At 35.7% G+C, this 26,162-nt stretch carries 24 protein-coding genes and 1 pseudogene; 14 read left to right on the top strand and 11 right to left on the bottom strand.

Annotated elements, in window-relative coordinates:
• Positions 1–31 precede the first annotated feature (31 nt).
• From C1724_RS15730 to C1724_RS26435, 5 genes and pseudogenes are all read left to right on the top strand, one after another.
• Positions 32–1,171 carry a sensor histidine kinase gene (locus tag C1724_RS15730; RefSeq protein ID WP_102347655.1) on the top strand — a complete coding sequence of 380 codons (1,140 nt, stop codon included), beginning with the start codon at positions 32–34 and terminating at the stop codon, positions 1,169–1,171.
• Positions 1,171–1,770: a response regulator transcription factor gene (locus C1724_RS15725; RefSeq protein ID WP_102347654.1), complete on the top strand. Its 600-nt coding sequence runs from the start codon at positions 1,171–1,173 to the stop codon at positions 1,768–1,770. The genes C1724_RS15730 and C1724_RS15725 overlap by 1 nt, the downstream gene beginning before the upstream one ends.
• Before the next feature lie 1,451 nt (positions 1,771–3,221).
• A complete protein-coding gene (locus C1724_RS15720) occupies positions 3,222–4,418 on the top strand; it encodes a class I SAM-dependent rRNA methyltransferase (protein WP_102347653.1) in 1,197 nt (398 codons plus the stop codon).
• Between the two features lie 564 nt (positions 4,419–4,982).
• A pseudogene (locus tag C1724_RS26440) lies at positions 4,983–5,573 on the top strand (HAMP domain-containing protein); the annotation flags it as partial.
• Positions 5,556–6,512 carry a methyl-accepting chemotaxis protein gene (locus C1724_RS26435; RefSeq protein WP_374703468.1) on the top strand — a complete coding sequence of 319 codons (957 nt, stop codon included), beginning with the start codon at positions 5,556–5,558 and terminating at the stop codon, positions 6,510–6,512. The pseudogene C1724_RS26440 and the gene C1724_RS26435, both read left to right, overlap by 18 nt.
• A gap of 98 nt (positions 6,513–6,610) precedes the next feature.
• On the opposite strand, the gene C1724_RS15710 is transcribed toward C1724_RS26435, so the two are convergent.
• The 5 genes from C1724_RS15710 to C1724_RS15690 form a co-directional block, all read right to left on the bottom strand.
• Positions 6,611–7,165, bottom strand: coding sequence for a class I SAM-dependent methyltransferase (locus C1724_RS15710; protein WP_219723270.1), 555 nt, complete (start codon positions 7,163–7,165; stop codon positions 6,611–6,613).
• A gap of 244 nt (positions 7,166–7,409) precedes the next feature.
• Positions 7,410–7,595, bottom strand: a complete 186-nt coding sequence (locus C1724_RS15705; protein WP_102347651.1) for a YfhD family protein — start codon at positions 7,593–7,595, stop codon at positions 7,410–7,412.
• 128 nt (positions 7,596–7,723) lie between these two features.
• Complete coding sequence (locus C1724_RS15700) at positions 7,724–7,855, bottom strand: YfhE family protein (protein WP_102347650.1); 132 nt, start codon at positions 7,853–7,855, stop codon at positions 7,724–7,726.
• Between the two features lie 155 nt (positions 7,856–8,010).
• A complete protein-coding gene (locus C1724_RS15695) occupies positions 8,011–8,571 on the bottom strand; it encodes a GNAT family N-acetyltransferase (RefSeq protein WP_102347649.1) in 561 nt (186 codons plus the stop codon).
• 298 nt (positions 8,572–8,869) lie between these two features.
• A complete protein-coding gene (locus tag C1724_RS15690; RefSeq protein WP_102347648.1) occupies positions 8,870–9,808 on the bottom strand; it encodes a TIGR01777 family oxidoreductase in 939 nt (312 codons plus the stop codon).
• 149 nt (positions 9,809–9,957) lie between these two features.
• Between C1724_RS15690 and recX the strand changes: the two genes are divergently transcribed.
• Both recX and C1724_RS15680 read left to right on the top strand, forming a co-directional pair.
• Positions 9,958–10,776, top strand: coding sequence for a recombination regulator RecX (gene recX / locus C1724_RS15685; protein WP_102347647.1), 819 nt, complete (start codon positions 9,958–9,960; stop codon positions 10,774–10,776).
• A gap of 73 nt (positions 10,777–10,849) precedes the next feature.
• Positions 10,850–11,167 (top strand): YfhH family protein, encoded by a 318-nt coding sequence (locus tag C1724_RS15680; RefSeq protein WP_102347646.1) that lies wholly within the window; start codon positions 10,850–10,852, stop codon positions 11,165–11,167.
• A gap of 22 nt (positions 11,168–11,189) precedes the next feature.
• On the opposite strand, the gene C1724_RS15675 is transcribed toward C1724_RS15680, so the two are convergent.
• Complete coding sequence (locus C1724_RS15675; protein ID WP_102347645.1) at positions 11,190–11,342, bottom strand: YpzG family protein; 153 nt, start codon at positions 11,340–11,342, stop codon at positions 11,190–11,192.
• 196 nt (positions 11,343–11,538) lie between these two features.
• The gene (gene sspK / locus C1724_RS15670) at positions 11,539–11,688 is read right to left on the bottom strand and encodes a small acid-soluble spore protein K (RefSeq protein WP_102347644.1); all 150 of its coding nucleotides are present in this window, start codon (positions 11,686–11,688) and stop codon (positions 11,539–11,541) included.
• Positions 11,689–11,821: 133 nt separating this feature from the next.
• Here sspK and C1724_RS15665 point away from each other — a divergent pair, with 133 nt between their 5' ends.
• Positions 11,822–12,091, top strand: a complete 270-nt coding sequence (locus tag C1724_RS15665) for a YfhJ family protein (protein WP_102347643.1) — start codon at positions 11,822–11,824, stop codon at positions 12,089–12,091.
• A gap of 119 nt (positions 12,092–12,210) precedes the next feature.
• Here C1724_RS15665 and C1724_RS15660 read toward each other — a convergent pair whose 3' ends face one another.
• Positions 12,211–13,191, bottom strand: coding sequence for a metal-dependent hydrolase (locus C1724_RS15660; protein ID WP_102347642.1), 981 nt, complete (start codon positions 13,189–13,191; stop codon positions 12,211–12,213).
• Positions 13,192–13,250: 59 nt separating this feature from the next.
• On the opposite strand from C1724_RS15660, the gene C1724_RS15655 reads away from it, so the two are divergent.
• The 3 genes from C1724_RS15655 to C1724_RS15645 all read left to right on the top strand — a co-directional run bounded on the left by C1724_RS15655 (position 13,251) and on the right by C1724_RS15645 (position 16,000).
• On the top strand, positions 13,251–13,553 hold the full coding sequence (locus tag C1724_RS15655; RefSeq protein WP_102347641.1) for a hypothetical protein: 303 nt from the start codon (positions 13,251–13,253) through the stop codon (positions 13,551–13,553).
• Between the two features lie 43 nt (positions 13,554–13,596).
• Positions 13,597–14,694: an A/G-specific adenine glycosylase gene (gene mutY / locus C1724_RS15650; RefSeq protein WP_102347640.1), complete on the top strand. Its 1,098-nt coding sequence runs from the start codon at positions 13,597–13,599 to the stop codon at positions 14,692–14,694.
• A gap of 397 nt (positions 14,695–15,091) precedes the next feature.
• A complete protein-coding gene (locus C1724_RS15645; RefSeq protein WP_308410505.1) occupies positions 15,092–16,000 on the top strand; it encodes a L,D-transpeptidase in 909 nt (302 codons plus the stop codon).
• Between the two features lie 123 nt (positions 16,001–16,123).
• Here C1724_RS15645 and C1724_RS15640 read toward each other — a convergent pair whose 3' ends face one another.
• Entirely contained in the window at positions 16,124–16,351 is a 228-nt protein-coding gene (locus C1724_RS15640) for a hypothetical protein (protein WP_102347638.1), read from the bottom strand.
• Between the two features lie 231 nt (positions 16,352–16,582).
• Between C1724_RS15640 and C1724_RS15635 the strand changes: the two genes are divergently transcribed.
• From C1724_RS15635 to C1724_RS15625, 3 genes are all read left to right on the top strand, one after another.
• Positions 16,583–16,759 (top strand): gamma-type small acid-soluble spore protein, encoded by a 177-nt coding sequence (locus tag C1724_RS15635; RefSeq protein WP_102347957.1) that lies wholly within the window; start codon positions 16,583–16,585, stop codon positions 16,757–16,759.
• 288 nt (positions 16,760–17,047) lie between these two features.
• Positions 17,048–17,578, top strand: a complete 531-nt coding sequence (gene ntdP / locus C1724_RS15630; RefSeq protein WP_102347637.1) for a nucleoside tri-diphosphate phosphatase — start codon at positions 17,048–17,050, stop codon at positions 17,576–17,578.
• 140 nt (positions 17,579–17,718) lie between these two features.
• Positions 17,719–19,512, top strand: a complete 1,794-nt coding sequence (locus tag C1724_RS15625) for an ABC transporter ATP-binding protein (RefSeq protein ID WP_102347636.1) — start codon at positions 17,719–17,721, stop codon at positions 19,510–19,512.
• A gap of 128 nt (positions 19,513–19,640) precedes the next feature.
• Here C1724_RS15625 and C1724_RS15620 read toward each other — a convergent pair whose 3' ends face one another.
• Complete coding sequence (locus C1724_RS15620) at positions 19,641–20,726, bottom strand: FUSC family protein (RefSeq protein ID WP_102347635.1); 1,086 nt, start codon at positions 20,724–20,726, stop codon at positions 19,641–19,643.
• Between the two features lie 878 nt (positions 20,727–21,604).
• Complete coding sequence (locus C1724_RS15615) at positions 21,605–26,083, bottom strand: glutamate synthase-related protein (protein ID WP_102347634.1); 4,479 nt, start codon at positions 26,081–26,083, stop codon at positions 21,605–21,607.
• Positions 26,084–26,162: the final 79 nt, after the last annotated feature.

The raw sequence follows: 26,162 nt of genomic DNA, 5'->3' as shown, positions 1-26,162 counted from the left end.
AAGGAATTTACTTCATAAAAGAGGTTCTGCCATGATTAAGAAGCTGATACCAAATCCGAAGAAAAGTAATGGAATCAGTCCGTATATTTGGACAATACTTTGTATTCTGCCGTTTTATTTTATCTTTCAGTCGGACAGATCTACGATTGAAAAAATTATTGGTATTGCGCTAACGGTTTTGTTTTTTATATTTTATCGACTAGCCTTTCATTCAAAGAATGTTTGGCTTGTTTATTTGTGGACAATCATTTTAATTGGGATCTCTATTACATCAAGTAGTCTATTTAGTTATGTTTATTTTTCTATTTTTTTATCTCATTATATTGGTAATATAAAAGATCGGACTGCTTTTTTTATTTTATATTTCGTACATTTAATTAGTACGTCAATTGCGATTAACTTTAATATTATCCAGTTAGACGAGTTATTTTTAAAACAGCTGCCATTTGTTATCATTGTTTGGATTAGTGTTATACTTCTTCCTTTAAGTATTTATAACAGAAAGGAAAAAGGGCAGCTTGAAGAAAAATTAGAAGATGCTAACAAGCGAATATCAGAACTTATTATATTAGAAGAGCGGCATAGAATTGCTCGAGATCTTCACGATACACTAGGACAAAAGCTGTCATTAATTGGACTGAAAAGTGATTTGGCTAGGAAATTAGTGTATAAAAACCCTGAGCAAGCACGTCAGGAAATGAAGGACGTTCAGCAAACTGCCAGAACCGCACTTAATGAAGTGCGTAAACTAGTATCCTCGATGCGCGGTATTCGTTTAAAGGATGAACTAATAACTGTTAAACAAATACTAGCAGCTGCTGAAATTGAATATAATGAGGTAAAAGACTTCAAGCTTACGAATGTATCATTGTTGACTGAAAATATATTAAGCATGTGTTTAAAAGAAGCGGTAACGAATATAGTAAAACATAGCGGAGCAACAAGATGCTCAATATCAATCGAACAATCCTGGAAAGAAATTAGTATGACTATTAAGGATAATGGTGTTTTTAAGGATCCAAACGAGCGTGACAAAGGACATGGATTGATTGGGATGAGAGAACGTTTAGAGTTCGTAAACGGTAGTATGCAAATTAAGACTGATAACGGAACTATTTTAGATTTACGTGTACCAAATGACGTAAAGCAGACAGATAAGGAGGAAATTTAATGATTAGAATAGTGATTGCTGAAGATCAGCAGCTATTGTTAGGTGCCTTCGGTTCACTACTTAACTTAGAGGATGATATGGAAGTGGTCGGTAAAGCCTCTAATGGTGAAGAAGCGGTAGCTCTTGTCGAGAAACTTCAACCTGATGTCTGCATTATGGATATAGAAATGCCAGGTAAAAGTGGCCTTGAGGCTGCAGAACAGTTAAAAGGGAAAAACTGCAAGTTAATTATTCTAACGACATTTGCTCGATCCGGTTATTTCCAACGGGCTTTAAAAGCAGGTGTAAATGGATATTTATTAAAAGATAGTCCTAGCGAGGAACTAGCCAGTTCAATCCGTAGTGTTATGGCAGGAAAACGAATTTACGCACCTGAGCTAATTGAAGATGCTTACGGAGAGGGAAATCCGCTAACTGACCGTGAAAAAGAAGTGTTAGAGCTAGTGGCAGATGGGAAAAACACGAAAGAAATCGCCGATAAACTTAGTTTAAAAACAGGTACCGTTCGAAATTATATATCAACTATACTCGATAAACTAGAAGTGAAAAACCGCATTGAAGCGATTACACAATCCAAGGAAAAGGGCTGGTTTAAATAACTATGATATTCACTTAAATTTATGTGAATGTGAGTTTTTTGAGCTGATGATATTGGGAATAGTAAATTTATTAGAGACCAATTTGTTAAAATTGGTCTTTTGTATTTTTTTGTTTATTTGGTGGGGGCTGGGGGTGGAAACAGTCTAAAGTTTTTTATCGTATGGTCGGATTCGGGATGGCCTGGAGCGTTTAGGAGGGGATGGAACAGAAAGAGGCAGGGATTCTGACAGCAAGGAGCGATTTTCAAGGAAACAAGTCAGAATTAGGCAAGAGTTCTGACAGCATGGAGCGATTTTCAAGGAAACGAGTCAGAATCAAGCAGGGATTCTGACAGCAAGGAGCGATTTTCAAGGAAACGAGTCAGAATCAGGCAAGGATTCTGACAGCTTGGAGCGATTTTCAAGGAAACGAGTCAGAATCAGGCAAGGATTCTGACAGCATGGAGCGATTTTCAAGGAAACGAGTCAGAATTAGGCAAGAGTTCTGACAGCAAGGAGCGATTTTCAAGGAAACGAGTCAGAATTAGGCAAGAGTTCTGACAGCATGGAGCGATTTTCAAGGAAACGAGTCAGAATTAGGCAGGGATTCTGACAGCATGGAGCGATTTTCAAGGAAACGAGTCAGAATTAGGCAAGAGTTCTGACAGCATGGAGCGATTTTCAAGGAAACGAGTCAGAATTAGGCAAGAGTTCTGACAGCATGGAGCGATTTTCAAGGAAACGAGTCAGAATTAGGCAAGAGTTCTGACAGCCTGGAGCGATTTTCAAGGAAACGAGTCAGAATTAGGCAAGGATTCTGACAGCATGAAGGGATTCGGAAGGAAACGAGTCAGAATCAAGTAGGGATTCTGACAGCATGAAGGGATTCGGAAGGAAACGAGTCAGAATCAGGCAAGGATTCTGACAGCAAGGAGCGATTTTCAAGGAAACGAGTCAGAATTAGGCAAGAGTTCTGACAGCCTGGAGCGATTTGCAAGGAAACGAGTCAGAATTAGGCAAGAGTTCTGACAGCATGGAGCGATTTTCAAGGAAACGAGTCAGAATTAGGCAAGAGTTCTGACAGCATGGAGCGATTTTCAAGGAAACGAGTCAGAATTAGGCAAGAGTTCTGACAGCATGGAGCGATTTTCAAGGAAACGAGTCAGAAATAGGCAAGGGTTCTGACAGCATGAAGGGATTCGGAAGGAAACGAGTCAGAAAGAGGCAGGGATTCTGACAGCAAGGATCAATTTGCACGAATTCCGAGTCAAAATTTTAACAAACAGCCAGAATAAAAAAAAGGGAAACAAATCAAATAAAAACAAATGTTGCGTGCGAAGTCTCTACTATAAACGTATAATTACTACACCTTTTCGTGTTAAAAAACTCTAGTCCTCGAAATTAATATGATTAATTTCGAGTATATAAGTACATATTTAAAATGAATAAGAAATATTAGGAGATAACTTACAATGAATAAACCAGTTCGATTAAAGGTAAAATCATCATATTTAAAAAACATTAAAGCGGGTAATCCCCTTATCATTGCAGATGCTATCCAAAATATAAAGGATGTAAAAGCCGAGGGAACAATTGTTGAACTAGTAGATGATAGAAATAGCTTTCTAGGAAGAGGGTATTATGGAAAGCAAAATAAAGGCTGTGGCTGGGTTCTAACGCAGGACATAAGTGAACTAATTGATCAACACTTTTTTGAGAGTAGACTAAAGCATGCATTAGACAAAAGAGCTTCGTTTTTTAACGAGCCTAATACAACTGCTTTCAGAGTGTTCAATGGAGAAGGTGACGGAATCGGTGGTTTAACGATAGATAACTTTGATGGCTATTATTTAATAAACTGGTATAGTGAAGGGATTTATTATTTTAAAGAAAATGTGATAAGGTCATTAAAAAAATTAACAAACTTTAAGGGCTTATATGAGAAAAAACGATTTGATGTAAAAGGTATGTATATAGAAGATGATGATTTCGTTGAAGGAGAGCGGGCTGTTTTTCCACTCATCGTAAAAGAAAACGGCATTAAATTTGCAGTTTATTTAAATGAGGGTGCAATGGTAGGCGTTTTCCTAGATCAGCGAGACGTCCGTAAAGCGATCCGGGATAAATATGCTCAAGGTAAACACGTATTAAATACATTTTCCTACACAGGTGCATTTTCTGTGGCAGCCGCTTTAGGAGGGGCAATTAAAACAACAAGTGTTGACCTTGCAAACCGCAGTAAAAGTAAAACAATTGAGCAATTTAGTATCAATGGTATAGATTATGAATTACAAGATATTATTGTTGAAGATGTTTTTAATTATTTTAAATATGCTGTACGGAAACAGTTGAGTTTTGACCTAGTTATCCTTGATCCTCCAAGCTTTGCTCGTTCAAAGAAGCATACCTTTAGTGCAGCCAAAGATTATACAGGCTTACTAACACAAGTAATTACTATCACCGAAAAGAAGGGGATTATTATTGCCTCTACTAACTGTAGTACATTTGGAATGTCCAAGTTCAAAGGATTTATAAGAGATGCTTTTAATGCAACAGGTCACAAGTATACTATTCTTGAGGAATATAGTCTGCCGGAGGATTTTAATACAAGTAATAAATTCCCTGAAGGTAACTACCTTAAAGTAGCAATAATAGAAAAGATGTCATGAGGTTTTACATAAATATTTGTGTTGATTATAAAGAATTAAGATATAAAACTTAAGTGGAGTGGGACTCCACTTTTATTTATAAATTGCGTTTCTGTCCTGTTCCAGTTACTATTTCCTCAGAGTCAAAAGCATAAGGCGTGCTAATACCAGCGTTGCCGCCGATCGTGGCGGTTTAGCCGGTGCTTGCCTATCGGCTGTTTAAAGCGCTCGCGCTAATGGTTAGAAGAAATTCTTAGATTCTTTCTTTTATGATAACTTAGATAAGAAAAATATTGAAAATATCTTACAAACAAGTAAAATGAAAGAATAATAGAAAAACTATATAAAATTAAGTTTTATATTATAGAACTATTGATAGCGCTTTATTATTAGATAAGGAGGGATTTGCATTTGTTAACAGTGCTTAATAATATTAAAATCGGTAGGAAATATGGGATTGCACTACTGATCACGATTGTATTGTTTTGTGTATCCGCATTTATTATTTTCAATAAAATTGATGCCGTTAAAAATGATATTGCTATTGTAGAAAATCGAGGAGAGCGCGCTGTTAAAATAACAGAAATGGCCGCATTGTTCCAAATGAAAGATCTTCTGATAGCGGATTTCATAAACTCTGGTAATGAAGTGTTTATGAAAGATTATGAACAAAAGAATAAGGAGTTCAACCAGTTGTTCAATGAACTTCAGAAGAACACACTTTCAAAGGATGAGGAAAAATACTTTCTTCAAATCTCAAAAAATAGTGAAGTGTTAAATAATACTTTTTACAATGAAATTGTTCCAGCTGTAAAGCGAGGGGATCAAGCCGAAATGTCAGTCGGTCGCAATAGATCACAAACATTAAGAAATGCTACTATCTTCTCGTTAAACGATTTAAAAAAAATGTCTAATAAAAGTCGGGAAACAGCAGTTGAACAAGCAAAAGTAAGTCTGAACCAATCCATATTTATACTAGTTCTTTCTATTGTTGTATCTGCAATCTTAGGTTCTGCTGTTGTATATGTTATAAGCAGAATCGTTCAACAAAACTTAAATAAAGTGATTCATATGGCTACCGAAATATCAAACGGCAATTTGAATATTGAAAGCAGTGAATATAATGGTAAGGATGAAATAGGACAGCTGAGTTTAGCCATGAACAAAATGCACGGAAATTTACGAGAAATTATCTCTCAAATCACAACAGTATCAGAAACCGTTTCGGCACATAGTGAAGAGTTAACCCATTCGTCACATGAAGTGAATGAAGGAGGTCTTCAAGTTTCTTCGACAATGGAACAGTTATCAGCTGGTTCAGAATCACAGGCTAATTCAGTAATGGAGCTTTCGTCCTCAATGAATAGTTTCATTGAAAAGATTCGAGAAGCAAACAAAAACGGTGAGCATATTCATCATGTTTCAACCGATGTTTTAAAATTAACAGATCATGGTTCTTCGTTAATGAAACTTTCAATTAATCAAATGGGTGAAGTGGATGAGATAGTTAAAAACGCAGTGACAAAAGTGCAAGGTCTAGATAAGCAATCCCAAAAGATATCAAATCTTGTTGGCGTAATTCAAGCTATTGCAGACCAAACCAACTTACTTGCTCTTAACGCAGCAATTGAAGCCGCACGCGCTGGTGAACATGGTAGAGGGTTCGCGGTTGTTGCAGATGAAGTTCGAAAATTAGCAGAACAGGTATCTTATTCTGTTAGTGATATCACCAATATTGTTAAAGGTATCCAAAATGAATCTAGTGAAGTTGTAGCATCTCTATCAGGTGGCTATAGAGAAGTAGAAAAGGGAACTGAGCAAATTAAAAGTACAGGTGAAACATTTAATACTATAAATACTTCTGTATTAAATATGGTTGAGAGAGTGAAGAACATCTCTAACCATTTAGCGCAAATTGTTGATCAAAGTATGGTAATCAATGAATCAATTGAGCAAATCGCATCTGTATCAGAACAATCTGCTGCAGGTATTCAACAAGCAGCAGCATCTGTTCAACAATCAAGCAGTTCAATGGAAGAGATCGCAAAAGGCGCAAACGAGTTATCAGAGCTTGCCGAGGATCTTAATGGACTGATCCTAAAATTCAAAATATAGTTATGGTATATAAAAGGCATCTTAGCTGTAAGATGTCTTTTTCATTTATAAGGATTTATTTTTAGCAAATTAGACATGTTTGCTTTTATTTTAGTCGTTTATTTAAGTTGATAAACATATATATTTGATTTGTAAAAATCATTGATTTCAATAATTTTTACAGGAGTCCATCCTCTTATTTCAAACGTGTGACTAATAATAATTGTTCCGGGATTTAGCTCCATTAAAAATTTGTGCTTTAACTTTTCCATTGCTAGCGGGAATAAGTAACATAGGATAATGTCTGCACTTTGTAGGTTAACATGGTTAAAGTTTTTAAATATTAACTTTATATTGCTTTTGGAGATTCCAAATAAAACAAAAAGCTTAGAAATATAAAATGGTATTAGCGAATTTTCAATCCCAATAATGGTAGCATGTGGATATCTTTTGGCAAGCGAATACAGTAAGGTGCCCCAGCCAGAGCCTAAATCATAAATAGTTGGAGATTGGTGCTGGTTTACATAGTCTTTAACTAGTGATGTTATTTTAGTTGTCGCTTTTCTAGAGGTGGGCATTGGAGAAATACCATTCATGATTGTTGAAAATACGATAGCTCCAATAGAAATAATGAATAAAAGTAATAGTATCGTTTGCATGATTAAATAGACCATTTAAGTAATCACCTTAATAAAAGTTTATGTTTACAATATACCTTAGTACATGCGCTGTGGAAAAAGTATTGTTTTACTCACATTATTGTCCACAATTAAAAGCGTGTTTTCTAGTTAATCAACAGACTTATACACATTATCCACAACAATTAACATACTTATCCACAAAAATGTATGCGTTAACAAAAATGTGCATAAAAAAACAACGTAATTGCTAATAATGGCAATTACGTTGTTTTTCTAATTATTTAGATTTAGCACGTTTATCCGCAGCTTGTGATCTTGCTAATGCTTCCATATCATCTGCGTCAGCCAGTTCACGAGAAAACTCTATATCGCGCCCATCTGAAGTTGTTTTTGCATATTTTGGAGTTTGTGGCATACCAGCTCCATTGCCATTACTACGTTGTCGACTTTGACCTCTTGTCATCGTACATTCCCCTTTCAAATTTGAAGTTTTTCACCAACCTGGATAAAAAATGGATGTGGATTTCACAAGACCACATGTGTTTCCATTTCATAGTTTGGTTTAAAAAGGGGAAGTTATGATTGGGAAAGTTAGGAATTTCTATTCGGCGGAACAAAGCCCCCTGCACGATCTGCTTTTTTGAATTCTCGAGAATATAATACTTCTTGCGTACTTGATAGTGAACTTCGGTTTTCTTTGTCACGTCTAGCTTTACTTTTCATATTAAATTCCTCACTTTCATTTTTTTCTAATTGGTACTAGTTACCATTATTTACTTAAAGTGATGGGAGTATACGATTAAAATAAGATTAATCATTATGTTTATTAGCTCATAAAAGAGATAAAAAAACACCTAGCACAGTGTACTAGGTGATCTTTACGCCTCTTTTAGTTCGTGTTCCTGCTCGAAAATTTCTGGTGTTCTCATTGTATATAATAAATATTGATCCTTTGAGATTTCAAATAAATCATAAATTGGGGCATTCTCATTTATTTTTGCATATAAAGTAAAACGTGTTTCATTCGCAAAAGTGACATAGGGTAATTTTAAGGCAGCTTTGGCAGAACGAATATTTTCCTTGCGTATTCGCATGAAAATTGTTTGGATATTTTGATTAAAAAACAGTTCAGTAAAAAATGCATCTTTCGCAAGCTTATTGTAGCCTTTACCAAAATAAGGTTGACCAATCCACGTTCCAAGAAACCCCGCGCCTTCTTCAATATCAAATAAATTAATTGTACCAATTGGCTGGCCCCATTCATCTAATATTGTTCGCGAAATCAGTTCACCACGTTCCTCGGCATCAATCGTTTGTTTCGTTAAAAATAAGAATTCTTCATATGAATATGCTTTATGACGCACAAAAGGGAAGACCTCAGGGTGCCGCATTAACTCATACAATACTTGACTTTCTGATAGTTCACGGTTTTTCAACATGTTCATATCCCTCCGAACATGAGGGCAGTCCTAACCACTGCGTGAACACACTTGTGGACTCCACCCTCGAATTTTTATTAAAATCTCAACAATAAAAATTCGGGGTGGGAATCGAACCCACTAGAACCAGTCAAACTGGTGGCGCACCATTTGCCTTCCCTTACTACTGTTTAATTTTTTTAAAGCATAAAGTTTTATCATAACCTTTTAGTTTTTTTGATTTCAGAACTCAAGTATACAATGGTAATGCCAGTCTTGAGAAGAGGAAATTTTTTTCTTTTACAAAATAAAAATATTCTTATAAATCATTTGTGTGACGACTTTTGTTGGATTGTGTCAAAATATCACGAAGTGCATCTTCTAGATGTTCATACTTGAAAGAAAAGTGGTTTGTTAATGCTTTTTCTGGAATTACCTTTTGACCTTCTAAGACAAGAGAGCTCATTTCTCCAAGCAATAATTTCAATGCAAACTCCGGGGCAGGGATCAAATGTGGACGTTTGATAACCTTTCCAATGGTCCTCCCGAATGCATCCATTTTCTCAGGAATTGGTGCAGTTAAATTTATTGGGCCCTTAATCCTCTCATTTATAGCTACAAATTCAAACATACGGACAACGTCATCAATATGAATCCAGGACAACCATTGTTGGCCAATCCCTACTTTTCCACCAATGAAAAATTTGTAAGGCAAAACCATTCGTGGTAGAGCACCCTCATTTTTTGCTAAAACAACCCCTAAACGTGCAAGGACTAGCCTAATCCCTAATTCTTCAACCCTTTTTGCTTGATCTTCCCATCGTCTTGTTGTGGTTGCTAAAAAATCATGGCCGCTTTCGATATCATTCTCCGTGAATGTTTTGGTAAGGGAAGTACCATAAAAACCAATTGCAGATGCATTAATTAATACACGTGGCTTTGGGGTCAATTTGGATATTAACTGAATTACTTCGTCTGTCGCATAGAGACGGCTGTTGAGGATTATTTGTTTTCGTTTATCAGTCCAACGTCCACTGTTGATGGATTCTCCTGCCAAATTAATGAAAACATCGATATTTTCTAGCTTTAGCTCAGCACTACTATTAGGTGACAACCACTCAACATAAGTAATATTTGGTTTATTCTGAAACGATGCAATGTTTCTTGTAAGGATATATACTGAATGGTTTTTTGAAACTAAATAATTGGTCAACATTTTTCCGATAAATCCTGTTCCACCTGATATGACGATGTTCATATAATATCTCCCCAATTCAAATCGCTTTATAGAAATTATCCATCCTATACGCTTGTGATATAAATAAATTATTTATGTATGCTTTAACTTAACTATAATATCTGTCATACTTTAAATCTACTGATATAATAAAGGGTGGAGGTTTTTATATGGTGAAAATCGTAAAAATCACAACTCAAAAAAACAATAAAGAACGGTTTAACGTTTTTATTGATCGGGGTAATGGTGAGGAATTTGGCTTTAGTGTCGATCAGGATGTACTGATTGAATTTCAGTTAAAGAAAGGTCAAACCTTTACTGAAAGTGAGTTAACAGCTATTTTCTATAAAGATGATATCAAAAAGGCTTTCAATATTGCGTTGAAATACTTATCATATCGAATGAGATCCAAAAAAGAAATAAATGATTTTTTATTAGGTAAAGAATATTCCCAAGCTGTTGCAGAAGAAGTTATCAAAAAGCTAGAGGAATATAATTTTGTAAATGATATTGAATTTGCAAAGTCATTTGTACGTGCTAGAATGCGCAATTCGTCCAAAGGCCCTTTACTAATAAAGAGAGAAATTCTGCAAAAGGGGATTACAGAGGTAATTGCTGAAATTGGGTTACAGGAATATACACAGAACGATCAGCTGGCTGTAGCACAAAAGGCTGTTGAAAAAGCCGCTGTACAACAAAAGCAAATGTCTGAATTTCAACTTAAACAAAAGATTGGACAAGCTTTATTAAGTAAAGGCTTTACCCAAGATATAGTCGCTGAAGCAATGGCAAAGACTTCTTTTGCTAAAGATGAAGAGGAGAGACTTGAAGCTGTGATGAACCAAGGATATAAAGCTTGGCGCAAATATAGCAAAAAGTATGAAGGTTGGGAACTTGAGCAAAAGATTAAGCAATACTTATTCCAACGGGGATTTAAAACAGAAGATATCAACATTTTTATAGAACAACTTAATAGTGATCATCAATAGTTAAGGCCTTTGTCACTTTTTATAAAATGCTTTATACTATTTTGGTAAAATGTAAAAACATTGGGGTGAGGAAATGGATAAGCGATATAGTGAAATGTCTGAATTTGAATTAAAACAAGAAATCAGTGTATTGCATGAAAAAGCAAGAAAGGCAGAACAGCTAGGAATGGTAAATGAATTTGCCGTCTACGAAAGAAAAATTACAATGGCTAAAGCATACCTCTTAGACCCAAAAGATTTTAGTGCTGGTGAGACCTATGAAATAGAAGGTGCTCCTGGACAAAAGTTTAAGATTGATTATATGAATGGCGTATTTGCCTGGGGATATCGTAACGGCAGTGATCAGGAAGAAGGCTTGCCGATATCAATGTTAATAAAGCCAGAGAATTAATAATTCTCTGGCTGCAAATAATTTAAGACTGTTTTCGAGTTTGGTGTTCTAAAACAATTAAGTTCTGCGTACGTCGAGTTTCACCGTTTACTTGGTTCCATGCGTGTTTCGGATTAGCCCATGCTTGCTGAAAAGGATTTTGATGGCGGTTTTCATAAAACGCTTTTTTATTCATAAATGTCATCCTCCTCTAGAGTGAAAGCTTTTTATTGTGCACTCCTGCGGATTTCAGTAGCATTTAACAAATCTAATCTACATTAAATAAACCAGCTTAGGCCAAACTCACAGAACTTAAACTGCTGCGTAGAACAATGCGGTTCTCAAATGTGTGCCGACCTAAAACTATTGAGAGTATTCCGCACTCAATGACTTTATTCACCTCTGTCTGATTCTCGCATACGCTCTTGTGGATGCGTATTAATTTGACCATTTGCACGTAACGAAGAGAATTCTGGCTTTGCAAATGGTTCAGCATCGAATTTCATTCTTGGAGGAAAGTTATTTTCTTTATTTCGGACCATTTTTTAACCCCCTAATGGTTCTAAAATGAATGTGTTAATACATTCTCTAATAGTATGAGAAAAGCGCGGGATTTTATAAGTTATTTTTATGGTGAAATCATTCCATACAAGTAAAGATAAGGAGTGACAAAAGATGAATGATTTGTTTGAACGTTTAAGTAATGATTTATTAAAGGTAAACGATTCATTATCATATGCACAGGCTCGAACTTGGGTTGAGGTATTGTGGGAAGATTTTGAGACAACACGGGCAAAAGCAGGGTATGATTATAAAGGTAAAGCAATGACCGAACAGATTGTAAAGCAATGGATTAAAAATTATGGCCCAAGACTACATGAATTTGTTACGAATAATCCAAAGTACGAGCATCTTTTGAATCATAAAAATCACCTAATGCATTAGATGTTTAACATTGTAGTGATAAACGAAAAGCGATGACTAATTTAGTCGTCGCTTTTCTGCACTTGTAAAAACTTTTGAAAACCCCTCGGGGCTAACCAATGCGCTTGCACATTTCTATATTATTCAGGTGCAATTTCTAGTTTTTTCATCAACTTCGCTTCACTAAATATCCAGCCTGTATAGGAACTCACAATATTTAAATTTTGATCAAGTTGTACTACAGCTACAAATGGATAATAGCCTTTACTTCGATAGCGTAAATCAATAAATCGGACTTCGTAATGATCGTTATACTCATCAATTTCCCAGCGGTAGACTGGTGAAAATGACAGAAAAGCAGATAAGTTGTCATCTTTCATCGCTGCTCTCATTACCGGGGTGTCTGGAACAGGTATTTTTTCAAATTCATCAAGGATTGTTATTTCGTTATCTACAGCACGTGCTACATAAAAACGTTTATTACAAGAGATGGCTAAATGCCATTGATTAAATCTATAAGTAGGTGAAATGATAATTTCCGTAACTTGTGGTAATTTCTCTTTTACTTTGTTAATCACGAGATGCTTTGAATAAAATCGAACTAGATAATATCCTAAAAGCACAACGTATACACCAAGGAAGGTATAGCCAGGATCTGCACCATAACGCCAAATCGCTATTCCAATGATGTGTGCAAAGAAAATAAATGGATCAAATGTATTAATTACACCAAGTGCAATCCATTTTTTCGTCAAAGGTCGCAATGCTTGTGTCCCATAAGCGTTAAAAATGTCGACAAAAACATGCAGGATTACTGCTAAAAATGTCCAAATCCATAGGTGGAGCAAATTTGCTGCCGGAAAAAAAGCATAAATGACTCCTGTTATTAGAAGCGGCCATAAAAGTACGGCGGGAATTGAGTGTGTAATACCGCGATGATTACGAATATACTTGGCATTATTTCTAAGTTTTAATATGGTATCTAAATCGGGTGCTTGCGAGCCTATAATCGCAGCAATCATTACGCTAGTTGCTGTAACTTCATGGTTAGCAACTACAGGGTCTAGAGTTGCTAGACCGCCTAGTGCGATACCCATGACAACATGTGTGCCTGTATCCATCAGTAAGATCCTCCTAATCGAGTGTTAGTTTTACAATCATTCAAGGAAGTGAAATTCTAATGTCAAAAAAGCTAAAAGTTGTTGTCGAATATAGTGTGAAATCAGAATCAGTAGATCAATATGAACACTTAATGAAAAGTATCATCCATATATTGCCTAACTATGGTTTTAAAAAAATAGAATGGTTTTCATGTTCTGATGATAACCATCGTTATGTAGAGATATATGAAGTTCCAAGTGAATCTCATTATTATGCTTTAAAAAAATTAAGAAATAATATGCATTCTAATAGTATGTTTAGTTCCCTTAAAATTTTTCTTAATGGTAAAATTAATTACTGGGTAATTAAAAAAGCTTCATAACTTACTTGCACTTACTATTATTTTACATCTTGGAGGAACAATTGTGCAAAAGAATATAGATAAAATATTAACTAATTTCGATCATAATCAATTTCAAAATGACCTTATTTCATGGTTTAAAAAAGAACAACGCAAGTTACCTTGGCGCAAAGATCAAGATCCTTATAAAGTATGGGTTTCAGAAATTATGCTCCAACAAACAAGAGTAGATACCGTAATCCCATACTTTAATAACTTTATTAAGCAGTTTCCAACTGTACATGCCTTAGCTAAAGCTGAAGAAGAAAAAGTTCTAAAAGCATGGGAGGGCTTAGGGTACTATTCCAGAGCACGAAACTTGCAATCTGCTGTAAGGGAAGTAGTAACAGAGTATGATGGGAAAGTCCCAAATACAGTTGAAGAAATATCACAGTTAAAAGGTGTTGGCCCATATACACAGGGGGCAATTCTAAGCATTGCCTATGGAATTCCTGAACCCGCGGTTGATGGGAATGTTATGCGAGTGATATCACGAATCTTGGCAATTGAAGAAGATATCGCAAAACCCAAAACGAGAAAACTGTTTGAAACCATCATAAGAGAAATTATCTCAGAAGACCAACCATCTTTCTTTAACCAAGGATTAATGGAATTAGGTGCGATAGTGTGTACTCCTAAATCGCCATCCTGTTTATTGTGCCCAGTACAAAACCATTGTATAGCTTTTAGTGAGGGGATACAGAATGACTTTCCTGTAAAAACTCGAAAAAAGACAACAAAAGATGTTGTACTTGCGACTATTGTTTTACAAAACCCACGTGGGGAAATTTTAATTCATAAACGTCCTAATAAAGGATTACTTGCAAATCTTTGGGAGTTTCCAACAGTAGAAATGACAAGCAGCACTGCGCTGCAAATTGATGTGCTAAAACATTTTATGAAGAATGATTATAAAATGGATGTTTTAACAGAGGAGCATTTATTTAATTTTAAACATGAGTTTTCCCACCTTATTTGGAAAATCGCTGTTTATAAAGGACATACAAATTCTGAAACAATCGATGTTAAGCACTCCAAATTTGTGACACTAGCTGAAATGGAAAGCTATCCTTTTCCTGTGCCTTATCAAAAAATTATTGAGGAAATTAAGAGTGAACATTAGTTTTATAAAAAGGGTAAAAATGAACTATAAAAAAATGTAAATACTGCATGTCTCTTAACATAGACTGATTCTCGGGTGATAGGAACTTCTAATGAGTTATTTGTTAGTTAAGGGATGGTGAATTATTAACTATGAAACAAGGTTTTAATTAGAACAAACAGAAGATTACTATCAATTTCAGTCATGGTTTGCCGGGCTTGGATCCATGAGGATGATGTTATCCTAGGTCCTCCTCGTGAACGAGGGACGTATGAAGATATAACAGAGAATATAACTTTAATCACAGATACTCCCTTTAGTCTCATGCGATATAGTATGTATTATGTCAATTTATAGTAATGTATACAGCATGTCCCACATAGAATTCCTATAGAAAGTTAGGAGAGGGGAATAAATAGTGATTAGAAAAAGCTTTTTTTCTGCGATAGTAATTTGTTTAACACTTCTGTTCTTTACGCCTCAACAAATAGCTTACGGTGATGGAAATCAGGCGTATATCATTATTAACAAAGCTATAAATAAATTAGCATATTTTGATAAAGGCCAGTTAATAAAAATCTTTGATGTCGGAACCGGCCGAACAAAGAGCTTAACACCTGAAGGGGAATTTTCCATTATCAATATGGTTAAAAACCGGCCTTATTATAAAGAAAAGATACCTGGGGGTTCCCCGAAAAATCCTTTGGGTGATCGTTGGATGGGGTTAAGTGTACCAGGAACATGGGGCCACACGTATGGAATTCACGGAAATAACAATGAAAATTCAATCGGAAAATATGTAAGCGCAGGTTGTGTAAGAATGCATAATTCAGATGTTCGCTGGTTGTTTGATCAAATCGGAACCGGAACAAAGGTGCTTATAACTGATTCAAATAAAGATTTCGAATCGTTAGCTCTTGAAAATGGATATGAATTAAAACAACCTGTTATTAACAAAGTTGATAAAAAAATAACAGCGTTTGAAACAAAAAACCTATATACAAAGCCATTTGCATATGAAGGATATCAAAATGGCGCTATTCTGCCACAAACCGTAACTGCATATGAAGAAACAGATACAGGGTGGTACCATATAAAAACATGGTATGGGGATGCGTGGATTACACAGGATGATACGGTTGAGGGTGTACTTGAGCAGGTGACAGAAGAAATATTATTAAGTGCAGAAACCACGCTCTATGAAAGGCCGGACGGTACAGTAGTGCTAGGAGCATTAGCGCCCCAACCAGTAAAGGCATTTGAAAAACTAGGAAATTGGTATCGTGTATATACTTGGTTTGGCGATGCTTGGATTAAATCGGAATAATGCTCATCATAATTAAAAGCGGAAGAGGTATCATCTCTTCCGCTTTTAATTTACCTTTGTCCGCCAATTATCTCTATTTGGCAATTACCGGAATGGATGTCCGCGAAAAATTCATCAATTTATCTAATCGTATTGGATTCGAGTTCCGTGTGTCCAATCTGCTTCCTCATGGTTATTTATACCGCCACGTTTTTCAATTTCCTTAATGATATCTCTATGAATGGCAACACCCTCTGAATTTAAATAAGGTGTCATTTGCTGAAGTGATTTGTGAAAAAACGCTAATTCACTATCTTTCCAATCATCTTTTGACATCATAGATAATTCTGTCATATCGCGTCCAACGTACATCTTGTCTTGTCCCCCTTTGTTAACAAAATTGGGTATATTTTTACCCATGTTTCAATCGGAGATTAAAGTTTTTCTTATTTATTTTTTTCAATTATAGGAAAGTTATGCTCTGGATTAAGATGAAAATGTAATTTAAAAAAGGTGTATATAAAAATGACAATCGAACAAAATAACTTCGTACAAGTCACACAGCAATGTGTAGGCTTGCCAAATTATTCGGAGGTGTTTACGATGGCAAGAAAAACTCAAGCAGGAACTAACATTCAACAAGTAAGACAACAAAACGCTCAATCTGCTGGTCAAGCAGGTGCTGGTCAATTCGGAACAGAATTTGCTAGCGAAACAAATGCACAAGAAGTAAGACAACAAAATGCTCAAGCAGAGCGTAACAAGTCACAAAACTCTTAATGAGTAAACAAAAACACTCCCTACCTTTTCGTGGTGGGGAGTGTTTTTGTTTACTTTAAGAATTCAATTGAGTCTATTTATAAATAGTTAATAATTATACATAAAAAAACGGACTTTTTCTAAATTTTAAATCACAATAGTTTTAAATTAAAGCTTAAACCGTTATAATAATAAAAAATAGGCATAATTAGCAAACTAAGTAAATTAAAAAGTTAAATATAAAAAATACTATAAATTTTGCTCAGTTGGTGAAATCAACTAGTGTTAACGTAGTAGAAAGGAGAAAGTATGTTCATTCCCAAAGCCGGATCAAAAATACAAATACATAGCTATAAGCATAATGGGAACATTCACCGTGTTTGGGAAGAGACTACATTGCTAAAAGGGACACGTACGGTTGGAATAGGTGGGAATGATCGGACGCTAGTTACTGAATCAGATGGTCGAACATGGATTACACGGGAACCAGCAATTTGTTACTTTCATGCAGATCATTGGTTTAATATTATTGGAATGATCCGACAGGATGGCGTGTATTACTATTGTAACTTAAGTTCTCCATTCGCATGGGATGGCGGTGTATTGAAATATATTGATTATGACTTAGATATTAAAGTTTTTCCGGATATGACTTATAATATTTTGGATGAAGATGAATATGAATTACATAGGAGAGAAATGAATTATCCAGAGGAGATTGATTATATTTTAAAGAAAAATGTAAACGACCTCATACATTGGATTAGACAACGTAAAGGTCCGTTTGCACCAGACTTTGTAGATAATTGGTACGAAAGATTTTTAACATATCGATCCTAGAATGTATTGAGGCTTCCGCTAAGATAGGCGGGAGCCAGCTTTTTATTAAAAAGATTGTGGTAGAAAATAGTAAACCTTTAGGTGCTCATGATTCGTTTTAGCCGAATTAGTGGTCTCTAACTGAAGGGTGGAGTTTTGTTTTGGACAGTATAAAACGGTATTTAAAATTCGTAAGTCCGTATAAGTCAAGGATCTTCATAACCATATTAATTGGTCTTTTAAAATTTGGAATCCCTCTGTTAATGCCGCTCATTTTAAAGTATGTTCTAGATGATATTATCTACAATGATACAATGGCGCATGATCAAAAAATACATGAACTTTTTACAATGATGGGCATAGCATTTCTCATTTTTCTAGTGTTGCGACCTCCAATTGAGTATTATCGCCAATATTATGCACAATGGACAGCTAGTAAGATTTTATATGATATTCGCGATCAGTTATTTGCCCACATTCAAAAATTAAGCTTAAAATATTATTCAAATACAAAAGCCGGAGAAGTTATCTCAAGGGTTATTAACGATGTAGAGCAAACCAAAACCTTTGTTATTACCGGATTAATGAATGTTTGGTTAGATACGATGACCATTTTTATCGCAATGGCCATTATGTTTACAATGAATATAAAGCTTACGTTCATAGCAATTATTCTATTCCCGTTGTATGGGTTTTCCATTAAATATTTTTATGGAAGATTACGTATGTTGACTAGAAAACGATCACAAGCTCTAGCTGAGGTCCAAGGGCATCTCCATGAGCGAGTCCAAGGTGTACCGGTTATTCGTAGTTTTGCATTAGAAGCCTACGAGCAAAAAGAGTTTGACAAACAAAATAAAAATTTTCTCGATAAAGCATTAGAGCATACGAGTTGGAATGCAAAAACATTTGCTGTCGTAAACACAATAACAGATATTGCTCCGTTAATTGTAATTGCATTTGCGGGTTATGAAGTTATTATGGGGAATTTAACTGTAGGTACAATGGTGGCATTTGTTGCCTATATGGATAAACTATACAATCCGTTAAGAAGGCTTGTTAATTCATCAACAACCTTAACGCAATCAATTGCTTCTATGGATCGGATGTTTGAATTTATTGATGAAGAATACGATATTATAGATAAAAGTAATGCAATTGAGCTAAACGAAGTCCGCGGTAATATTAAGTTTGATCATGTAGGTTTTAAATACAACGACGATGAGTCAGAGGTCTTAAAAAATGTTAATTTAAGTGTTGAGTCTGGAGAAACAATTGCATTAGTAGGGATGAGTGGTGGGGGGAAGTCTTCGCTTGTAAGCTTAATCCCACGATTCTACGATGTAACATCAGGGCGTATTTTGCTAGATAATATTGATATCCGTGATTTAAAAGCAAGATCGCTACGCGATAAAATTGGTATGGTGTTACAAGATAACATATTATTTAGTGAATCGGTTAAAATGAATATTTTGATGGGTAATCCTCATGCAACTGATGAAGAGGTTATTCAAGCAGCTAAAGCAGCGAATGCACACGATTTTATTATGGAATTACCTAATGGTTATGATACAAAAGTAGGTGAACGCGGTGTAAAGCTGTCTGGAGGACAAAAACAACGTGTTGCAATCGCCCGGGTCTTTCTAAAGAACCCGCCGATTCTTGTATTAGATGAGGCAACCTCTGCCCTGGATTTAGAAAGTGAACACCTAATACAGGAAGCGTTAGATAAACTGGCAAAAGACCGTACAACCTTTATTGTTGCACATCGCCTTGCAACGATTACACATGCCGATCGAATTGTATTAATTGAGCACGGTGAAATTAAAGAGGTTGGAAGGCATGATGAATTAATGAAATTGAGGGGTAGTTACTATAACTTGTTTAAAGTTCAGCAACTTGATGATATTAATCCAGAAATCGATAAAACAATTATCTTAGGTGGCAAGCATTGAAGCAAATGATAACTTTGTTTCGATGCTTTTTTATTTTTCTTTGATTACTACGATTACAGGATACAGAATAGCCACAAGTGTGCCAAAAAGTGAAGAATGAGGGAACGCAATAAAATCTTGCGCTACCCTCATTCTTCCTCTTTTTCTGTGATATTTACTTCATTATCTTCTTTATGGTAATTCTGAAAACTGTCGATTAATTGATCTAGGTGTTCTAATGTATCGTGATATTCAGTGATGATTGTTAGTAAAGGAAGAACGTGCAGCCAAATTTGTTGCTCGTAATCGTTCTGTTGAGAGTAAAGTTCCATAAAGGCTTTAATAGTTTGATCTTTTTGGTTCGATAGATCAGCTATTAACGAATTTGTTGGATTGGAACGAATTTTACCAATGTACTTAAAAAGTAACTGTTCGTGATAGGTTGTTAAACTATCGATATTTTCTTTAATCATTTGTTGTAAGGAAACAGGTAATTGATGATAATCGTTTTCGAGCTTATGCAGTTTCCGTAATAAGTTTAATGAAATTGATGTGGATATCATCATCTGTCTAAATAAAACAAGTTTCCGTGCTTTTACAAAATGCTTTTTACGGAAATATTGTCGTTCTTCTTTATAAAAAAGATAGAGGTTTTCCATTTTTACGGTTCTTTCTTTTAAGCGATCAATATCATCTTTTAATATTGAATACTCGGATGCATTTGTTAAGCTAACACGAATATATTTGAAGATTTCTTCTGTTATATCAACAATCTTATGGTAAAGCTTTGGTTCGTATTTTGGTGGAATAAACAGCAAGTTTACAATAAAAGATGCGAAAACCCCGATCATGATAGCTGAAAAACGATATAAAGCAAACTGTATAAATGTTTCGCTAGGACTTTCCATTATTGCAACGACTGTTACAATGGCTAATGAGATGGTACTCTCAAGTTTTAAGCGAAGAATAATTGAGATTACAATAATAACAGTTAAACCAATTACAAAAGGATCATGTCCAAACATGATTGAAAATAATATAGCCATGATTGCACCAATCACATTTCCTTGGACTTGTTCAATTATAGATTGGTATGTACGATATATAGATGGTTGAATTGCAAATAAAGCCGCGATTCCAGCAAATGCAGGGGAAGGGATTCCAACTAATTTAGCGACGTAGATTGCTAATGTGACTGCAATCCCTGTCTTAAGTATTCGGGCACCTAGTTTCATATATAGATTCAAAATCCTTTCTCTAAAGGCTATGCGCTTGCGCTTTCTAAACAGTCATAAATGCAACTATACAATGATTTGCTTGGAGGTTCAAGAAAAAATTAGGAAAAATAATGTAAAACACTAATAATATTTTATGTGTATTTAATTAGAAAATCCAAGGTCATTAATATCATTTACAAGTTTTGCTAAATATAATAAACAAAAAAACCTCGTTTGACCATAACGGGTTTACTTGTGAGGTACAAAACGGTAAATTGCAGCCCGAATCAAATTAGCAAATCACATAAACTTCACAGTAAAAAAGGATTAGAGATGCAATATCTCTAATCCCTTTTTACTTTTCATTTTTCCCCGAAACCACCCGTAAGTTGTCTAATTTCATTAGATGCTAAAGAGAGTTTGATATATAAGCGGAGAAATTTCGCTTAATTAGGAAATAGTACTGAAAATAGCTTAAATAGACGGAAAGATTCCGCCTATTTACTCGAAAAACGTAAAAATGGGTACCTTTGCTTTGCTTAATCGGAAAATCTCCGCTTATATACCTCAAACCAAGCTCTATCCTGCTGTTTAACCGAAAAATCTCCGCTTATTATTACTAACTCTGGTTACTCAATTATAATCTACATACTAAATCTCAAAATCAAGCACCCTCCATTATTTATTTCATACCCTGTGATTTACTATGTGAATTAGGAGACGATAAGTTATTAAAATTCGCCAAAATGTTTATAAATCAATAAAAAACGCACTATGAATTATAAAGTGAATTCAAGTGCGCTTTCCTATGTGTTTTACAATGTTTGCACCTCTGAAGTATACCTGTTAGTTTGACCAACGAGGTTTTTTGAATGAAATAATTGCATTAAAAAAAATTATTCTGTTGCAATTGAAGGGTCAGCTTGCTCTTTAGAAGGAACTATTTCTAAGAAATTAGCTTCAGTATTTTCAAGCAATGCAGATACTTCTTTAGCTTCTTCATCTTGGTTGTGTGCTTTTAGCTGCTCAATATAGTTTGTTAATAATTCTTTAACATCTTCAATCCCCTTCTTAGAAAGAGGTTGGATTGAAACAACTGCACCTTTAGCAATACGACGTTGTAATGCATCTTTAGTTAAGCCCATTTCAGGTTGATGTCTTAAGTAAACAGCCCCACCAGTCATACCTGCACAAATCCATGGACCTGGATCGCCAAGAACTAAGCCGCGTCCATTTGTCATATATTCAAAAGCAAAACCTTTAATATTAGCATTTACACCGATTTTTCCGTATTCTTTTTCAGGAATAGGGGTCGTTAAACGGCCGCCAATAATCATATCAGCACCTGATAAGCGAATTCCGGCACGTGCGTCGGCATTACCTTGAACGAATAGAGAACCTTTTTGTGCACCATAACCGAATCCTTTACCAACAGATCCATTATAGTATTGGCCATTTTTACCTTTAGCTTTAAAGATATAAATGCCACCGCCAAATGCAGTTTTACCAATGCCGTCTTGGGCACCGCCTTCTACTTGGATGCTAATGCCCTTAGTATTGTAAGCTCCTAGACCATTACCTGGAATAGATCCGTTTAGGTAACGTAACGATAGTTCTGGTAATTCCTTATAAGAGCCATCTAAACGATTTCGAACGCGATGACAAGATACCCTTCCTCCGAGTACACGTTGCTCTGATGTTATAGATTGGAAATCACGAGATGATAGCAGCTCTTGTGTGTTTATATCAAGGTATTCTGCACCTGCAGCGATAGCAGCAGCAAGTTGTTTTTCCTCAGTAGCTGCAGCAACTTCTTTGTACGCGATTTCTTTGATTTCTAAGGTTTTAATCATTGGTGATAAGTCAAGTTGGTCTTTACCACGTGTTTGTTCAAGTAAATCAGAACGTCCTACGATATCTTGTAGATTTTCAAAACCAAGGGATGCTGTTAATCTCTTTAACTCTTCACCAAATGCAGTGAACATATTCATTAAGCCTTCTACAGATGGCTCATATTTACGTGGAACAAAACGACGTAGGCCGTGCTCTTTCGCTTGTACTTCTGATTCAATTTGTGTTGCGATACCAACGTGACAAGTGTCTAGGTGACAGCCACGGCAAGTTGTACAACCAACTGCAATCATCGAAAGCGTACCGAAACCAACGCGGTTTGCGCCAAGCAGCATCACCTTAATTACATCTTTCGCACTCTTTAAGCCACCGTCTGCCCAAAGTTCAACCTTATGGCGCATTCCAGCTTCAATTAATGCATTGTGTGCTGCTTTAACACCTATTTCAGCAGGTAATCCTACATTTTGTAATGCATGGATACGAGCAGCACCTGTACCACCATCAAATCCACTAAGGTTAATAATGTCAGCACCTGCTTTTGCTATACCAACAGCAATTGTACCAATGTTAGGTACGATCGGAACTTTTACAATAACCTTTGCTTGATCATTTGCTGTTTTTAACTCAGTAACCATTTGCTCTAAATCTTCAATAGAATAAATGTCATGGTTATTGGATGGTGAAATTAAGTCAGAACCGATTGTTGCGTTACGTGCTTCAGCAATTTTCGCTGTTACTTTAGAACCAGGTAAGTGACCACCTTCACCAGGCTTTGCACCTTGACCAATTTTAATTTCTAATAAGTTAGAAGAGTTTAATAGCTCAGCATTAACACCAAAACGACCTGATGCAACTTGTTGTCCACGAGTCTTTGGATATTTACCAAGCATGTCTTTGATTTCTCCGCCCTCACCATTTAAGCTAATCATATTTAATCTGTCAGCAGCTTCAGCATAAGAGCGGAACGCAATTTCATTTTGAGAACCGAATGACATCGAACTGATGATAAATGGTAAATCATGATCTTTAATTCCGATCTTTACTTTGCTTGGATCAACTGGGGTAGAAGACACTTTTAAATCTGCAAAATGACGGATAGTTGTTGGGTTAGTCGTTTCTAACTCGTCTAGTTTTTCACGGTACGCATCATAAGAGCCAGAGCGAGCAACTTCTCCAACTGCCTTCCAAATACGTGGTAATACATGGAATGTTTTACCGGGTTTTGACTTTTCGTCAATATAATCATTATGCCTAGCTTGGCTGTCTGCCTTCAGTGAATCAAAATTATAACTGATTTCATTTGAACCTAGGAAGTTTACAACTTTCAAGATGCTAGCAAGATCTTCATGTAAACCTATTGCAGAGAATAGTCTGTCGTAGCCGCGTAACTCATGGATACCGATTGTTGAAATAACTTTTTCAAGACCTTTGGTTAGTGCACTAAATAGGTTTTTAACAGGTGTATTATCTTCAGATGCAACAGTAGAGAACATTAAATATGGACTAATGGCATCTGCACCTAAACCAAATGCAAGAATAAGGTCATGTAATGAGCGTATTGCACCAGAACGAATTACCAATGAAGCTTCACGGCGGATATTTTTAGCAACTAATGCTTGATCCACTGCAGATATAAGAAGGTGTGGGTCTAACCATAATTCTCCATTTTGATGTGCTTTAGCATCATCTAAAACAATTAATGCTGCTCCATTATTAATTGCTTCCTCTGCCTCATTACCTAAACGTTCTAAAGCTTGAGATACAGTTTCCTCTTCAGTAAATGTAGCTGAAATTATTTTTACAAGTCCTTTTTTACCAAAATTTTCAATCAGTTGATTGTAGGAAGGATGGTCTAATTCAGTTGAAAGACTAACTGCAACTTGACCTTCTAGTAAAATAGGAGAAAATAATTCTACTACATTGAAACTCGCTTCATTTTTAAATAAAGAAGGACGTTTTCCAATAACTGTACGAGTTGAGAAATGTTCAGTTTCACGGTCACGGTCAATAGCAGGGTTTGTAACTACAGCAACACTTTCTTTAATAAAGTCAGCAATGTTTTTTCGATTAGTTTGAATTGCGGCAAGCGGTGCGTCATGACCTAAAGAACGAATTGGTTCTGCACCTTTTTCAGCCATTTGTTCAATTAATTGAATATGCTCGCGATCCCAACCAAACGCTGAATATTGGCCATCTGTAACCTTTGCAAGAACCGGAGCAACTAGACTTGCATCGTATTTAGGTGATGCTAACCGAGCGCTCGCTTTTTTTATATTTAAGCGTTGACTCATTCTCTTATAAACTTCTTCCTGATATTCATGATGATAGAATACTTGAATATCACCATTTTCGTCCCATTTTAAGCCTACTTTTTCACCAGGTGAAAAAGGTTTTGGTTCTGCAACGTATTCGCTTGAAGTTAAAATCCCAGGTTCTGAAGCGAAGATGTAAGATGTTTCAGTTTGTACCATCCAAAGTGGACGTAAGCCTAATGCATCAAGACTGAAAACAGCTTCGTCTGCATAGCGGGAAATAATACCTGCTGGACCCTGTGCAAAGTGTCCCCATGCTTCACGAATATAAGTATATAAATCCTGTAAATGAGATGGATAAGCTTTAATTTCATTAATAATTGGCGGGAATAAAATATCTAATGCTTCAAATAAGCTAAAACCGTCTCTTGAAATAAAAGTATGAATTGTGCGGTCCAAGTCTTGTGAATCACTTCCGCCATCTGTTAAAGGTACATTAACCATCTCTGCTTCATCGCGGAGTTTTGAGATTGTATTGATCTCTCCGTTATGACCCAAAACAGCAAATGGTTGAACACGAAAGAAGTTGGATAATGTGTTCGTTGAATATCGATTATGTCCTAACGTCATTGTTGAAGAAACGAGTGGGTTTGCTAAGTCATGATAAAATTTTGGTAAGATATCACCAGCACCTAATACTTTGTAAACAGCGTGGTGATTACTAAGAGATGCTACATGAACAGGGTAGTTGTTTTCCATTTCAATGATTAGCTCAAATAAAGCTTGTGCTAGATTAACAGAGTTATTTTGTGGTAATAGAGCAAATTGCCAAAAAACGGGTTCTTGCTGAATTGCAATGGGACCTAGGGCGGATGAGGATGTGACTTGATCTGTTTCGAATACTAGATCAAAAGAATCCTTTGCTAATAATGCTTTAATGTTATCTTTAATTTCTTTTGCATTTCCGTCACGACTAATAAACACATGTCCAACAACAAAATCTTGGCGATCTACAATTGTTGAATCAAGATCTGCGTTTGCCAATTTTTCCTTCCATAATGCACGAGGGATATCAATGTGTACACCTACACCATCACCTTCGCCATTGATGAAGCCTGCGCGATGGTTCATTGTACATAAAGCGTCGATAACTAAATCAATATTTGTTTTTGTTGGGATTCGGCGCTTTTCAATACATGATACAATCCCGCAGGCATCATGCTCTGAGTTGTAAAATTCTCTAAATAAAGCAGGACTCCAATTTTTTTTCATTATATTTGGCCTATTATGGCCTTCACCTCCAATGAGATTTAGTACGGATTGAAATATGAAATTATAAACTTTAAGAGTT

The sequence above is a fragment of the Bacillus sp. Marseille-P3661 genome (genome assembly GCF_900240995.1).
Classification (GTDB): Bacteria; Bacillota; Bacilli; order Bacillales; family Bacillaceae_J; genus OESV01.
This window is presented reverse-complemented; position numbering and strand designations above follow the sequence as displayed.

Excerpts from the sequence above, each read along its gene's own strand:
- C1724_RS26435 (WP_374703468.1), top strand. The coding sequence starts at position 5,556 with ATGAACAAAATGCACGGAAATTTACGAGAAATTATCTCTCAAATCACA.
- C1724_RS15640 (WP_102347638.1), bottom strand. The coding sequence starts at position 16,351 with ATGTACGTTGGACGCGATATGACAGAATTATCTATGATGTCAAAAGAT.
- recX (WP_102347647.1), top strand. The coding sequence starts at position 9,958 with ATGGTGAAAATCGTAAAAATCACAACTCAAAAAAACAATAAAGAACGG.
- C1724_RS15730 (WP_102347655.1), top strand. The coding sequence starts at position 32 with ATGATTAAGAAGCTGATACCAAATCCGAAGAAAAGTAATGGAATCAGT.
- C1724_RS15655 (WP_102347641.1), top strand. The coding sequence starts at position 13,251 with ATGTCAAAAAAGCTAAAAGTTGTTGTCGAATATAGTGTGAAATCAGAA.
- C1724_RS15700 (WP_102347650.1), bottom strand. The coding sequence starts at position 7,855 with ATGAAAAGTAAAGCTAGACGTGACAAAGAAAACCGAAGTTCACTATCA.
- C1724_RS15725 (WP_102347654.1), top strand. The coding sequence starts at position 1,171 with ATGATTAGAATAGTGATTGCTGAAGATCAGCAGCTATTGTTAGGTGCC.
- C1724_RS15680 (WP_102347646.1), top strand. The coding sequence starts at position 10,850 with ATGGATAAGCGATATAGTGAAATGTCTGAATTTGAATTAAAACAAGAA.
- C1724_RS15710 (WP_219723270.1), bottom strand. The coding sequence starts at position 7,165 with ATGGTCTATTTAATCATGCAAACGATACTATTACTTTTATTCATTATT.
- C1724_RS15675 (WP_102347645.1), bottom strand. The coding sequence starts at position 11,342 with ATGAATAAAAAAGCGTTTTATGAAAACCGCCATCAAAATCCTTTTCAG.
- C1724_RS15620 (WP_102347635.1), bottom strand. The coding sequence starts at position 20,726 with ATGAAACTAGGTGCCCGAATACTTAAGACAGGGATTGCAGTCACATTA.
- C1724_RS15660 (WP_102347642.1), bottom strand. The coding sequence starts at position 13,191 with ATGGATACAGGCACACATGTTGTCATGGGTATCGCACTAGGCGGTCTA.
- ntdP (WP_102347637.1), top strand. The coding sequence starts at position 17,048 with ATGTTCATTCCCAAAGCCGGATCAAAAATACAAATACATAGCTATAAG.
- C1724_RS15615 (WP_102347634.1), bottom strand. The coding sequence starts at position 26,083 with ATGAAAAAAAATTGGAGTCCTGCTTTATTTAGAGAATTTTACAACTCA.
- C1724_RS15705 (WP_102347651.1), bottom strand. The coding sequence starts at position 7,595 with ATGACAAGAGGTCAAAGTCGACAACGTAGTAATGGCAATGGAGCTGGT.
- C1724_RS15720 (WP_102347653.1), top strand. The coding sequence starts at position 3,222 with ATGAATAAACCAGTTCGATTAAAGGTAAAATCATCATATTTAAAAAAC.
- sspK (WP_102347644.1), bottom strand. The coding sequence starts at position 11,688 with ATGGTCCGAAATAAAGAAAATAACTTTCCTCCAAGAATGAAATTCGAT.
- C1724_RS15635 (WP_102347957.1), top strand. The coding sequence starts at position 16,583 with ATGGCAAGAAAAACTCAAGCAGGAACTAACATTCAACAAGTAAGACAA.
- C1724_RS15695 (WP_102347649.1), bottom strand. The coding sequence starts at position 8,571 with ATGTTGAAAAACCGTGAACTATCAGAAAGTCAAGTATTGTATGAGTTA.
- C1724_RS15690 (WP_102347648.1), bottom strand. The coding sequence starts at position 9,808 with ATGAACATCGTCATATCAGGTGGAACAGGATTTATCGGAAAAATGTTG.
- C1724_RS15665 (WP_102347643.1), top strand. The coding sequence starts at position 11,822 with ATGAATGATTTGTTTGAACGTTTAAGTAATGATTTATTAAAGGTAAAC.